Below are 12,291 nucleotides of genomic sequence, written 5' to 3'. Positions count from 1 at the left end.
GTTTCGCCCCGGCTTGTCTTCCCCCTTTGGAAAAGCGGGATTGCGGGGGATTTGCCTTTGCTGTTGCTCTTGCTTAGGAACAACAGCAACAGCTTCCGTTCGCAAGCGGCCGGGTCACTTTCTTTTGATAAGCGTCAAAAGAAAGTAACCAAAGAAAAACGCTTCGCCAGAGCTCCCGTGCGAGATCGATGCGCGCGCCGCCCCGTCTTCGCGGGGGCCAGGCTCTATGGGTCTACTGTTGGAGCTGCGAGCTCGGGGCCCGAGCGGAGATCAAGAGCATTCGCGCTTCGCGCTCACCCCCTCACCCTAGCCCTCTCCCGTGAACGGGAGAGGGGACACATTCGACCGCTACCCTTTACCTTTCACCCTAACCCGCTCCCGTAAATGGGAGAGAGGACGGACTCGATCGACGTTGACGCTTTAGCCCCTCTCCCGCTATGCGGGAGAGGGGTTGGGGTGAGGGCACGCGAAGGAGCGGCCTTGCGCCGGCACTTACGCCTTGCCAGACCCCTCAGCGCGGAGCGCTGGAATCCCTGGCGCGCAGCGTCACCACCAGCACGTCTCGGTGCGCGGGGAGGATGGGATCCTGCGGGGTCACCGCGGTCACGCCATGGAACACCCGGCTGTCGTCGACCAAAGCCGCATCCAGGGGCGTGGTCAGCGTGAAACTGCCCAGTTCGCGCCCATCGCCGGAGTGGATGGTGGTGGTACCGCTGACGATGTTCTGCCGATCGATGAGCAGCACCAGCACGTAGTCCACGCCGTCGCGGTGCACGCCTTCGGGGGTGGGCTCGCCGGCCTGGCCGGGACGGGCCTCGATGCGGAACTGGTGGACCTCGATGTGCCAGCCGCTGATCGCCGGCGCCAGCGCGCCGAAGAAGCCGTGACAGAAGGCCAGGATGCGGCGCAGGCTCTCGCCTTCGCCGATGTTCGCCGCGATCGGTTCGAACCAGCGTTCGATATCGCCCTGCAGGCTGTTGTAGTCCAGGCTCTGGTAATGCGGCTGGTGCGCCTCGCGGCGGATCTCGCCGTCGGGGCCGGCGCTGTAGACGGCGTAGCGGCGCCGCCGCTCGCGGCCGTGCCGGGCCAGGTAGTTGTCCGGCCCCAGGTCGTTCCAGCTGTCGGCGAAGGCCGTCCAATCCGCCAGCGGTCGCTCCGCCTCCAGCAGCTCGCGCATGGTGACGGCTTCGACGAAGCGGAAGCCGTCGTGCTGCAGGCCGCTCTCTAGCGCTTGCACGGTATCGGTGACGCCGGAATTCATGGGGGAGCCTTGCGCAACGCCTGCGCCGGACGCGCCGGGTCCGGGTGGGGGATGTCCGTGCTCCGGCGGCGCGCCGGAAGCAGGGCCTGCCGCGGTGGGCGCCGCAGGCCGCGATGTGACCAATCAGATGGGCGCGATGGCCGCCGCCTTCAATGCGGCCAGCACCAGCAGCGCGACCGCGCAAACGAAGCCGACCGCCCAGACCAGGCTGCGCAGGGCGTGCCGATCGGCCAGATACAGCAGGCCGTGCAGCAGGCGCGAGATCGCGAACACCACGGCCAGGGCGGCGATGGTGCCATGGGCCACGCCGGTCAGCTGGGCCATGACGACGCCCGCGGCGAACGGGGCGAAGGCCTCGAAGGCATTGAGCTGGGCGGCGTTGGCGCGGATCGAGCGCGGGTTGTCCTGGCGGGCCTGCCAGCCACGCGGGTCGCGGTTGTTGTAGCGCTGGCCGCTGGCCTTGGCGACATATACCCACAAGTAGGGCAGCACGGCGACGAAGACGACGCACCAATAGGCGAGGGCTAGCGTCATGGCAGGGTCCGAGGCGGAAGTCGCGTTAAGCCTAGCCGAAAGCATCGTCCGATGCGGCGCCGCCCTGGCGTCGGGGTAGGAGCGGCGTAAGCCGCGACCGCGTACCCGCCATCGCCGCGAACCCCACACCACCCACCGTAGGAGTTGCGCCAGCTGCGACCGCGACCTTCCACCTGTGTCGAAAGCGCCTGCTCCCTGTGGGAGCGGCGTGAGCCGCGATCCGCTCCGAACAGCGCAGACGTTCCGCTCCCGAAAAAACAAAAAGGCCGGCCTCTCGCGAGGCCGGCCTTCTTTTGCCTCGATCAAGCCGCAGCCCCTACTTAGCCGCCGCCTTCATCAACTTCTCATGCGCCGCGCGGAACGCATTGCCCTCGTACCAGTTGGGCCACTGCTCGTTCCCCGCCAGCACCTTGCCCACCCCGTACAGCGCGTCCAGATCCTGGATCACGCCATCCAGCTTCCAGGCCGGATCGAACTGATCGGCGGGCTTGTGATAGCGGTGGTCGCGGTAATCGCTGTTGGCCTGCTGCCCGGCGGTGGTGCCGCCTTCGACCAGGTCGTCGCCGCCCTTGGCGTACAACGCGGGCACGCCGGCCTTGGCGAAGTTGAAGTGATCGGAGCGGAAGTAGAAACCGTCTTCCGGCGTGGCTTCGGCATGCAAGGTGCGGCCCTGTTCGGCCGCGATGGGCTTGAGGATGTCCTCCAGCTCCGAGCTGCCGTAGCCGATCACGGTCATGTCGCGGGCCTTGCCGATCACCGGCATGGCGTCGAGATTGATCACCGCAACGGTCTTATTCAGCGGCACGGTCGGATGGGCGACGTAGTACTTGGAACCCAGCAGGCCCGACTCTTCCAGCGTCACCGCCACGAACAGCAGCGAACGATCCGGCGGCGGCGTCTGCTTGGTGAAGGCCTCGGCGATCTCCAGGATGCCGGCCACGCCGGTGGCGTTGTCGACCGCGCCGTTGTAGATCGTGTCCGCGGCCGGCGCCTTGGCGTCCGTCGCGTGGCCTTCGTGGCCGCCCTTGTCGGCGTGGTCGCCCAGGTGGTCCCAGTGCGCCATGTAGACGATGGCCTCGTCCGGACGCTTGGCGCCGTCCAGCCGCGCGATCACGTTGCGCGAGGACTTCTGGCTGATCGTGCTCTTCAGGTCCACCGTGGCCTGGGCCTGCAGCGGGATGGCCTTGAAGCCCGGCGTGCCGGCGGCCTTGTACAGCGCGTCCAGATCCTGGCCCAGGTCGGCCAGCAGCTTGCGCGCGGCGTCGCCGGTGATCCAGCCCTGCACCGGCAGGCGCGGTTCCGGATCGTCCTTGGCCGGCAGGTCGAACTGCGCGCCGGACCAGGAGTTCTTCACCACTTCCCAGCCGTAGGACGCGCCTTCGTCGTCGTGGATGATCAGGGCGGCCTTGGCGCCCTGGCGCGCGGCTTCCTCGAACTTGTAGGTCCAGCGGCCGTAGTAAGTCATCCGCTTGCCTTCGAACAGCTTGGCGTCCTGGTTATGGAAGCCCGGGTCGTTGACGAACATGACCACGGTCTTGCCCTTGACGTCCACGCCGGCGTAGTCGTTCCACTTCTGCTCCGGCGCGTTGACGCCGTAGCCGACGAACACCAGATCGCTGGCATCGACCTTCACTTCCGCCTGTCCGGTGCGGGTGCCCAGCACCATGTCGCTGCCGAACTTGAGCTCGCGCGCCTGTCCCTTGACGTCGAGCTTGAGCACGGTGGATTCGTCGGCCGTGGTTTCCACCATCGGCACGGTCTGGAAATAGCTGTCGCCGTTGCCCGGCTTCAGGCCCATGCGCTTGAACTGCGCTTCCAGGTATTGGACGGTCTTGTCCTCGCCGGGGCTGCCCGGCGCGCGGCCTTCGTATTCGTCCGAAGCCAGGGTCTTGACGTGCTCGGCGAAGTCGCCGGCGTTGATGGCGCCGTCGAAGGCGTGGGCGGAGGCGGGCGTGGCCGCGGTTTCGGGCGCCGCGGCGGCCGGCGCAGGCGCCGGTTCGGGCTTGCACGCGGCCAGCGCCAGCGCCGACAGCGCGGCCAGTGCGGCTACGCGCGGCAAGGCGGTGGAAGACGGGTGAATCTGCGAGCGGGACATGGCTACTCCGGGACGGCCTTCATCGGCGGAATCCCGATTCTATGTCCCTGCGCGGCCCGGGACCTGACCGGTAGCGTGAATACGCGGTCGGGCCCCGGCCGGAGTGGCCTTACTTGCGCTCGGGCGGGGCGTCGCCGGAGTAGCGCTCGGCCTTGGCGCCGGTGACCGGGCCGATCTTGGCGCTGGTGTGCACGTACAGGTCCACTTCGCGCTTGAACACCAGCGGTCCGTCGACCTGGGCGTTGGGGCCGATGATCACGCGCGGGTTGCGGCGCTTGCTCGACAGCAGCTGGAAGTTCGGCTTCTCGTAGGTGATGCCGCCCTTGACGTGCGAGTCCACGCCCACGGTCAGGTCGCCGTTGACGGTGTTGATGCCTTCGGACACGTCGGTGTCGACCAGGCCGATGGAGCCGTTCACCGTCTCCACGCCGCCGCGGATGCTGCCGCCGCGGTCGACGAACACGCTGCCGTTGACCGTGCCCACGCTGTCTCCCATGGTGCCGTTGCGGCCCACGCGGATGCTGCCGTTGACGGTCTGCAGGCCGCCGGCCTGCACGCTGTCGGCCACGGTGATGCTGCCGTTGACGGTTTCGGCGTCGGCCACGCGGGCGTTGGCGCCGATGCGGATGCTGCCGTTGACGGTTTCCAGGTCGCCGTAGCGCTCGCCGGCGTCGACGGTGATGCTGCCGTTGACCTTGTCGATGCTCGGGTCGGCGGCGAAAGCGGGTATGGCCGTGGCGGTCAGGGCCAGCGACAGGGCGACGGTGTAGCGGTTGCGGATCATGGGCGGGGTCCTTTGGGAGTTCCCGTGGGTGGGCTCGCTAACAGAGATGCGGCGAAGGGCGCACAGGTTTAAGCCACATCGCCAATGCCTGCGTGTGTCCTTGGTCATGCCGGTCGCGCCGGCTCCGCTACAATCCCGGCAACGCTATGCAGGGCCCGCCGGCCCTGTTCATCGACCAGGAATCGCACCGTGTCCCCTGCTTCCGCGCGCCCCCGCCCCGTCGTCCTGCTGATCCTGGATGGCTGGGGCCATCGCGAAGACCCCGCCGACAACGCCCTGGCCCAGGCCGACCTGCCGAACTGGCGGGCGCTGCTGGCCAGCGCGCCGCACACCCTGATCCACACCGAAGGCCGCCACGTCGGCCTGCCGGACGGGCAGATGGGCAATTCCGAAGTCGGCCACATGAACCTGGGCGCCGGCCGCATCGTCTACCAGGACCTGACCCGCATCGACGCGGCGATCGAGGACGGCAGCTTCTACGCCAACCACGAACTGCGCGCGGCCTGCGCCGCCGCCCGCGATGCCGGCGGCACGCTGCACCTGATGGGCCTGCTCTCGCCCGGCGGCGTGCACAGCCACGAGCAGCACATCTTCGCGATGATCGAACTGGCGCGGCGCGAGGGCGTGGCCCGGGTCGCCGTGCACGCCTTCCTGGACGGCCGCGACATGCCGCCCAAGTCGGCCGCGCCCAGCCTGCAGCTGCTGCAGCAGGCCTGCGAGCGCGCCGGCAACGCGCGCATCGCCAGCGTCAGCGGCCGCTACTACGCCATGGACCGCGACAAACGCTGGGACCGCCAGCTGCGCGCCTGGGACGCGATTGTGGAGGCGCGCAGCGAGCACCACGCCGCCGATGCGCTGGCGGCGCTGGACGCGGCGTATGCGCGCGGCGAGACCGACGAGTTCGTCGCCCCGACCGTGATCGATCCGTCCCTGCCGATGGCCGACGGCGACGCGGTGGTCTACATGAACTTCCGCGCCGACCGCGCGCGCCAGCTCAGCGCCGCCTTCGTCGATCCGAACTTCGACGGCTACGAAGCACGCCGCCCGCGACTGTCGCGCTACGTCTGCCTGACCGAGTACGACGCCAGGCTGCCGGCGCCGGTGGCGTTCGCGCCGGACGAACTGCGCAACACCCTGGGCGAACTGCTGGCCGCGCAGGGCCTGAAGCAATTGCGCATCGCCGAGACCGAGAAGTACGCGCACGTCACCTTCTTCTTCAGCGGCGGGCGCGAAGAGCCTTACGCCGGCGAGAGCCGCATCCTGGTGCCCAGCCCCAAGGTCGCCACCTACGACCTGCAGCCGGAAATGAGCTGCCCGGAAGTGACCGCCAAGCTGGCCGCGGCGATCCGTTCGGGCGAGATCGACGTGGCCGTGTGCAACATCGCCAACCCCGACATGGTTGGCCACACCGGCGATCTGGCCGCCGCGGTCAAGGCCGCCGAGGCCGTGGACGTGGCCATCGGCGCGATCGCCCAGGCGGTGCGCGAGGTCGGCGGCGCGCTGCTGATCACCGCCGATCACGGCAACCTGGAAATGATGCGCGACCCCGCCACCGGCCAGCCGCACACCGCTCACACCGTGGGCCCTGTGCCCTTGGTCTACCTGGGCCCGCGCCCGGCGCAGCTGCGCAGCGGCGGCGCCCTGCGCGACGTCGCACCGACCATGCTCGACCTGCTCGGTGTGCCGCAGCCGGCCGAGATGAGCGGCCGGACGCTGCTGATCGAAGGCGGGTCGGGCGCCTGATGCGGAGCCTGCGCGCGCTCGCCGCCGCGACGCTGCTGGCGTGGCTGGCCTGCGCGCCGGCCGCAGCGCAGAACAACAGCCGCGACACCGAGCGCAAGCTCGAGCGCATCAAGAGCGAGCTCAAGTCGGTCGCCGACGAGCGCCGCAAGCTCGAAGGCCAGCGCGGCACCGCCTCGCGCGAGCTGCGCGAGGCCGATGAGAAGGTCGGCCGCACCAATCGCACTCTGCGCGACACCGAGCAGCGCATCGCCCGCGAACAGTCCTCGCTGACCCAACTGCGCCAGCGCCGCGAAACCCTGCAGGGCACGCTGGGCGCCAAGCGCGAGGAACTGGCGCGGCTGCTGCGCGCCGCCTACGCCCAGGGCAACGACGCGCCCTTGAAGGTGATGCTGTCGCAGGACCGCGTGGCGGATGCCAACCGCCTGCTCGCGTATCACGGCTACGTGCAGCGCGACCGCGCACGCCGCATCGCCCAGCTGCGCACCGAACTGGCCGAGCTGGACACGGTCGAGCGCGAGATCGTCGCCCGCCAGGCCGAACTCGACGGCGCGCGCAAGCAGCAGCGCAGCCAGCTGGGCGAGTTGCAGAGCGATCGCGAAACGCGTGCGGCGCTGGTCGCTCAGATCAACCGCAAGTACCAGGACCGCAGCAGCCGCGAGCGCGCCCTGGGGCGCGACGCCAAGGGCCTGGAAGACCTGCTCAAGAAGCTGCGCCAGGCCGCCGCGCGCGCCGAGGCGCAACGCAAGGCGGCCGCGGCCAAGGCCGAGCGCGAGGCGCGCGCCGCCGCGGCCAAGACCGGCAAGCCCGAATCGAGCATACGCAAGCCGCTGACCGTGGCCAGCGCGCCGGCGCCGCAGGTCGGCGGCCTGGGCTGGCCGGTGTCGGGCGCGCTGCTGGCCGGCTACGGCGCGACCATGCCCGACGGCCGCGGCAGCGACGGCCTGCTGATCGGCGCGGCCGCCGGCGCCACGGTCAAGGCCGTCGGCGACGGTCAGGTGGTCTACGCCGAATGGATGACCGGCTACGGCCTGCTGTTGATCGTCGACCACGGCAACGGCTACATGAGCCTGTACGCGCAGAACGACGCGCTGCTGCGCAACGTCGGCGACCGGGTCAAGCGCGGCGACGCCGTCGCCACCGTTGGCAGCTCCGGCGGCAACGGCCGCCCGGCGCTGTACTTCGAACTGCGCCGCAACGGCCAGCCGGTGAACCCCTCGACCTGGCTGCGGCGCTGAGCCGGGCCGGTTGCGCAGCGGGGCTGAGCTGCGCGCAGCAGCGGCGTCAGCCACTGGTCGCCTTGGTTCACCGTCATTCCGGCGAACGCCGGAACTTATTTTGATCTTCGCTGTTTCCGGACCGGACGCTGCGGGGACAGCAACATGGGTTCCGGCTTCTGCCGGAATGACGGGTGATGATTCGTCTGGCCCCAGGCCGGATCGTTCCCCGTATCGCGTAGGTGCCTGCAGCGGCGCGTGACCTGCGGCAAGCTCGCGCCCCACCCCCGGCTGAACCCGCCCCGCCGCCGTTAACGAAAGCTTCCCGAGCCCCTGCCTAACGTGTTCCCATGGCCGTCCCGGTGCGCGAACCCTGCGCGCCGCGCGCGGTCCAACCGGCAATCCGCTTCGGAGTTCCTGCATGCGCCTGCGTCACCCCGCACCTCTTTCCTCGGCGACCTTGCGCCGCGCCCTGTGGCTGGGCCTGGCCGCGTTCGCGCTGGCGCTGCCCGCGGCCGCGCAGGAGCCGCCCGCGCAGGCGCCCGCCCCTGCCAAGGACCCGGCGCAGAAGGACGGCGCCAAGAAAGCCGACGCCAAGCAGGACGAGGCCGATTCCAAGGTGCCGCTGGACGAGATCCGCCGCTACGTGGCCGTCTACAACGCGGTCAAGCAGGCCTATGTGGAACCGGTGGACGACCGCAAGCTCATGCATTCGGCGATCCGCGGCCTGCTGTTCGACCTGGACCCGCACAGCGTCTACCTGGACAAGGCCGCCGCCGACGACTTCGACGAGCAGGCGCGCGGCGCCTACGACGGCATCGGCGTGGAACTGCAGCGCCAGCCCGACGGCAGCCTGCGGGTGATCTCGCCCATCGACGACACCCCCGCCGCGCGCGCGGGCATCAAGGCCGGCGACCTGATCGTGGCCATCGACGGCAAGCCGTTCAAGGCCGACGAAGGCGACAGCTCCGGCCCGCTGCGCGGCGAGCCCGGCAGCAAGGTGGTGCTGACCATCGTGCGCGAAGGCCGCGACAAGCCCTTCGACGTGCCGGTCACGCGCGAGACCATCCGCGTGGCCAGCGTGCGCAGCCGCATGCTCGAACCGGGCTACGGTTACCTGCGCATCGCCGCGTTCCAGGCCGACACCGCGGCCGATTTCGAAAGCCAACTGGAAAAGCTCAAGACCCAGGCCGGCGGCAATCTGCGCGGTCTGGTGATCGACCTGCGCAGCAACCCCGGCGGCCTGCTGACGTCGGCCGTGCAGATCGCCGACGACCTGCTCGAGAAGGGCAAGATCGTCAGCACCCGCGGCCGCATCGCCATCAGCGACGCCGAGTTCGGCGCCACGCCGGGCGACCGTTTGTCCGGCGCGCCGGTGGTGGTGCTGGTGGACGCCGGTTCGGCCAGCGCCTCGGAAGTGCTGGCCGGCGCGCTGCGCGACAACGGCCGCGCGCGCGTGGTCGGCAGCCGCACCTTTGGCAAGGGCTCGGTGCAGACCGTGCTGCCCTTGGACAACGGCGACTCGGTCAAGCTCACCACCGCGCGTTATTACACGCCCAGCGGCAAGTCGATCCAGGCGCTGGGCATCGTGCCCGACGTCGCCCTGCACCCAGGCAAGGACGCCACCAACGGCGGCCGCACCGGCTACAGCGAAGCCAACCTGCCCGGGCATCTGCGCGGCGACGCGGACGATGCGCCGGGTACGAATGCCGGCGAAGTACTGGAAGGCGATGCGCCGATCGCCGCGGCGCTGGCGGAGTTGAAGAAGCCGGCAGTGGCGCAGGCCGGGGAAGGCGCTGCTAAGCGCTGAGGCAAAAGCAAATCCCCCTAGCCCCCCTTTTCCAAAGGGGGGAATCAAAAGCGGAGACGTCGTCGCTGCCGTTGCTGTTCCCCCCTTCGGAAAAGGGGGCAGGGGGGATTTGCTTTTAGCCGCCCCAACTCAACGCGGCTTAGCCGGCAACGGAAACGGCGTCACCACCTTCTCGCCCGTAGCGGCATCGCGGATCGCCGACTGCCCTTTGCGCTCCACTTCCTCGATGCGCACGATGCTGTGCATCGGCAGGTGCAGTACGCGGGTGTTGCCGAATTCGTCGCGCAGGCGTTCTTCGGTGGGGTCCACCACCAAGCCTTCGTGCAGGTCGAACACCAGTTCGCCGACTTCGGTGAAGCCCCACAGCGCGCCGGAGGCGACATGCCGCGCGTACAGTTCGTAGACCTTGCCGGCGTTGAGGAAGGTGACTTTGTAGAGCGTCTTGGCCATGGCGGTCGGTGGGCGTGCGGGGTGTCTATCGATGCAACGGAAGTAAGGGCGCGGCCGTGACTTGCAAGGTCAGTAGCCTCGCCGCCGGCGCATGCGCCGGGCGATGCCCGCGCGCGCGATCAGGGCGAAGCCGCCGCCGAAGGCGAAGCCGGCCAGGTGCGCCGACCACGCCACCGCGCCGAAGGCCGGGCCGATGAAGGTGAACACCACTTGCAGCAACGCCCAGATGCCGATCAGCAACGGCGCGGGCACTTTCACGAACTGCAGGAACAGCCCCAGCGGCACCACCACGCCGAGCTTGGCGCCGGGGAACAGCGCCAGGTAGGCGCCGATCAGCGCCGACACCGCGCCGCTGGCGCCGATGATCATGCGGTCGGGCGTGCCGATGGTGATCACCGCCGCCAGGTTCGCCACCGCGCCGCCGCACAGGAACAAGGCCAGGAACCGCCACGGCCCCATCGCCCGCTCCGCGGGCAGGCCGAAGATCAGCAGGAACACCAGGTTGCCGAGCAGGTGCGCCCAGTCGGCGTGCAGGAACAGCGCGCTGAACAAGCGCAGGCCGCTGCCGTCGCGCACCGCGTTCCACCAGGCTTCGGGGTTGGACAGGCCGCCCGACAGCGCGCCCCATTCCAGCATCAGCCGGCGCTGCTCCGGGTCCGGCAGCAGGGCCGAACCGATGAAGCACAGCCACAGCGCCGCGAACAGCAGGGGCGTGGCCCAGCGCAAGGGTGCCTTTTCGCGGGAGGGGATGGCGATGAACATGATTCGGGGCGTCGCGGTGCCCGCCGCCGGCAGGCTGAACAGGGGGATGCCGGCGTTGGGAAAACCTGGACGAAAACCTGGCTGAGAACGGTAGCGGTCGGACCGGTCGCTATTGTTAGCTTTCGGTTAACAGCCGCGCTATAGTGCATACGGCGTCGTACGTCGGGAGGGGCTTTCCGGCGGGCGCGGGCCCGGCTTTCGCCGGCGCGCGCGGACAGCCGTGGAAGACCAAAAAATACTCCAATGGAGACTTACGCATGCAGCACGCACACCGCTATACGCGCCTGACCGCCCTCGCGCTGGGCATCACCGGCGCACTGGCCCTCGGCCAGGTTCACGCTTCGGGCTTCCAGCTCAAGGAAAACAGCGTCAAGGCCCAGGGCCGCGCGTTCGCCGGTACCGGCGTGGCAGCCGGCGACACCTCGGTGGTCGCCAACAACCCGGCCGCGATGACCCAGTTCGAAGGCACCACGGTGCAGACCGACGTCACCGTGATCGACCTCAACGCCCGCTTCGAAGGCGGCGGCTACGACCTGATCGGCCGCCCGCTCACCGGCGGCGACGGCGGCGAAGCCGGCGACGTCACCCCGGTTCCGGCCATGTCGCTGATCCACAAGTTCAACAACGGTCTGACCGTGGGCGCCATGGTCAGCGCGCCGTTCGGTCTGAAGACCGAGTACGAGCCCGGCTGGGTCGGCCGCTACTACGCCGCCAAGTCCGAGCTCAAGACCGTCGACCTGACCCTGTCGGCCGCGTTCGAGCTGGTGCCCGACCACCTGTCGGTGGGCGGCGGCATCATCTGGGAGAAGGCCGAGGCCGAGCTGTCCAAGACCGTCGACTTCGGCGCCATCCTGTTCGGCCAGCTGCCGCCGGCGGCGCGTCCGACCGCGCCGGCGTTCGCGCGTCCGCAGGGCTCCGACGGCTTCGCCAAGGTCGAAGGCGACGACACCGGCATGGGCTGGGTCATCGGCGTCAACTTCCGTCCGAACGACAAGCTGGCCATCGGCCTGTCGCACCGCTCGGAAATCGACCACGACCTGAGCGGCACCGTCGACTGGACCGTGCCGGCCGCCGTAGCCGGTGGCCCGCTGGGCGCCACCCCGCTGTTCAAGGACGGCCGCGCGCTGGCCAAGCTGACCACGCCGTCGGTCACCACCGTCAGCGTCGAGTACAAGTTCAACGACCAGTTCTCGCTGCTGGCCGACTACGCCGAGACCGATTGGAGCTCGCTGCAGGAAATCCGCATCGACTTCGCCAACCCGGACGCGGACTCGGTCGAGCATTTCGGCTGGGATACCACGCGCTTCATGTCGCTGGGCGCCGAGTACAAGCTCAACGACGCCTGGACCCTGCGCGCCGGTTACGCCTACGACGAAACCCCGACCACGTACGCCACGCGCACCCCGCGCCTGCCGGACGAAGACCGCAAGTGGTACTCGATCGGCGCGACCTGGAACTTCAGCGAGCAGCTGGAATTCAGCTTCGCCTACACCCGCATCGAGCCGGACCGTCCGCAGATCGGCATCGTCACGCCGGCGGCCCAGGGCGGCCAGCGTCTGTTCGGTTCCTACGACAGCAACGTCAACCTGTTCGGCGCTTCGGCTCAGTACCACTTCTGATCCGGCCGGCAAGGCGACA

At 69.3% G+C, this 12,291-nt stretch carries 10 protein-coding genes; 4 read left to right on the top strand and 6 right to left on the bottom strand.

What is annotated here, in order from left to right; all coding sequences use genetic code 11:
* Positions 1-511: 511 nt before the first annotated feature.
* The 4 genes from DX914_RS19835 to DX914_RS19820 form a co-directional block, all read right to left on the bottom strand.
* Entirely contained in the window at positions 512-1,261 is a 750-nt protein-coding gene (locus tag DX914_RS19835) for a 2OG-Fe dioxygenase family protein (RefSeq protein WP_115862090.1), read from the bottom strand.
* A 123-nt stretch (positions 1,262-1,384) separates the two neighbouring features.
* The gene (locus DX914_RS19830; RefSeq protein ID WP_158549412.1) at positions 1,385-1,795 is read right to left on the bottom strand and encodes an MAPEG family protein; all 411 of its coding nucleotides are present in this window, start codon (positions 1,793-1,795) and stop codon (positions 1,385-1,387) included.
* A 316-nt stretch (positions 1,796-2,111) separates the two neighbouring features.
* The gene (locus DX914_RS19825; protein ID WP_425480711.1) at positions 2,112-3,854 is read right to left on the bottom strand and encodes a M28 family metallopeptidase; all 1,743 of its coding nucleotides are present in this window, start codon (positions 3,852-3,854) and stop codon (positions 2,112-2,114) included.
* A gap of 145 nt (positions 3,855-3,999) precedes the next feature.
* A complete protein-coding gene (locus DX914_RS19820; RefSeq protein ID WP_115862084.1) occupies positions 4,000-4,674 on the bottom strand; it encodes a DUF4097 family beta strand repeat-containing protein in 675 nt (224 codons plus the stop codon).
* Between the two features lie 189 nt (positions 4,675-4,863).
* Here DX914_RS19820 and gpmI point away from each other — a divergent pair, with 189 nt between their 5' ends.
* The 3 genes from gpmI to DX914_RS19805 all read left to right on the top strand — a co-directional run bounded on the left by gpmI (position 4,864) and on the right by DX914_RS19805 (position 9,441).
* Positions 4,864-6,417, top strand: a complete 1,554-nt coding sequence (gene gpmI / locus DX914_RS19815; RefSeq protein ID WP_231118340.1) for a 2,3-bisphosphoglycerate-independent phosphoglycerate mutase — start codon at positions 4,864-4,866, stop codon at positions 6,415-6,417.
* On the top strand, positions 6,417-7,652 hold the full coding sequence (locus tag DX914_RS19810) for a murein hydrolase activator EnvC family protein (protein WP_115862080.1): 1,236 nt from the start codon (positions 6,417-6,419) through the stop codon (positions 7,650-7,652). Before gpmI ends, DX914_RS19810 begins: the two co-directional genes overlap by 1 nt.
* Positions 7,653-8,052: 400 nt before the next feature.
* On the top strand, positions 8,053-9,441 hold the full coding sequence (locus DX914_RS19805; protein WP_115862078.1) for a S41 family peptidase: 1,389 nt from the start codon (positions 8,053-8,055) through the stop codon (positions 9,439-9,441).
* Positions 9,442-9,570: 129 nt separating this feature from the next.
* Here the strand turns inward: DX914_RS19805 and DX914_RS19800 are convergent, their stop codons facing one another.
* Entirely contained in the window at positions 9,571-9,891 is a 321-nt protein-coding gene (locus DX914_RS19800) for a DUF1820 family protein (protein WP_115862076.1), read from the bottom strand.
* A gap of 69 nt (positions 9,892-9,960) precedes the next feature.
* Complete coding sequence (locus DX914_RS19795; RefSeq protein ID WP_115862074.1) at positions 9,961-10,653, bottom strand: rhomboid family intramembrane serine protease; 693 nt, start codon at positions 10,651-10,653, stop codon at positions 9,961-9,963.
* Between the two features lie 257 nt (positions 10,654-10,910).
* Here DX914_RS19795 and DX914_RS19790 point away from each other — a divergent pair, with 257 nt between their 5' ends.
* Positions 10,911-12,272, top strand: coding sequence for an OmpP1/FadL family transporter (locus DX914_RS19790; protein WP_115862072.1), 1,362 nt, complete (start codon positions 10,911-10,913; stop codon positions 12,270-12,272).
* Positions 12,273-12,291 lie beyond the last annotated feature (19 nt).

The organism is Lysobacter silvisoli, from assembly GCF_003382365.1.
In the GTDB taxonomy this organism is placed as follows: Bacteria; Pseudomonadota; Gammaproteobacteria; order Xanthomonadales; family Xanthomonadaceae; genus Lysobacter; species Lysobacter silvisoli.
Note: the sequence above shows the minus strand (reverse complement) of the source record. Positions and strands in the feature narration are given on the sequence as shown.

Excerpts from the sequence above, each read along its gene's own strand:
- DX914_RS19790 (WP_115862072.1), top strand. The coding sequence starts at position 10,911 with ATGCAGCACGCACACCGCTATACGCGCCTGACCGCCCTCGCGCTGGGC.
- DX914_RS19805 (WP_115862078.1), top strand. The coding sequence starts at position 8,053 with ATGCGCCTGCGTCACCCCGCACCTCTTTCCTCGGCGACCTTGCGCCGC.
- DX914_RS19810 (WP_115862080.1), top strand. The coding sequence starts at position 6,417 with ATGCGGAGCCTGCGCGCGCTCGCCGCCGCGACGCTGCTGGCGTGGCTG.
- DX914_RS19800 (WP_115862076.1), bottom strand. The coding sequence starts at position 9,891 with ATGGCCAAGACGCTCTACAAAGTCACCTTCCTCAACGCCGGCAAGGTC.
- DX914_RS19820 (WP_115862084.1), bottom strand. The coding sequence starts at position 4,674 with ATGATCCGCAACCGCTACACCGTCGCCCTGTCGCTGGCCCTGACCGCC.
- DX914_RS19830 (WP_158549412.1), bottom strand. The coding sequence starts at position 1,795 with ATGACGCTAGCCCTCGCCTATTGGTGCGTCGTCTTCGTCGCCGTGCTG.
- DX914_RS19835 (WP_115862090.1), bottom strand. The coding sequence starts at position 1,261 with ATGAATTCCGGCGTCACCGATACCGTGCAAGCGCTAGAGAGCGGCCTG.
- DX914_RS19795 (WP_115862074.1), bottom strand. The coding sequence starts at position 10,653 with ATGTTCATCGCCATCCCCTCCCGCGAAAAGGCACCCTTGCGCTGGGCC.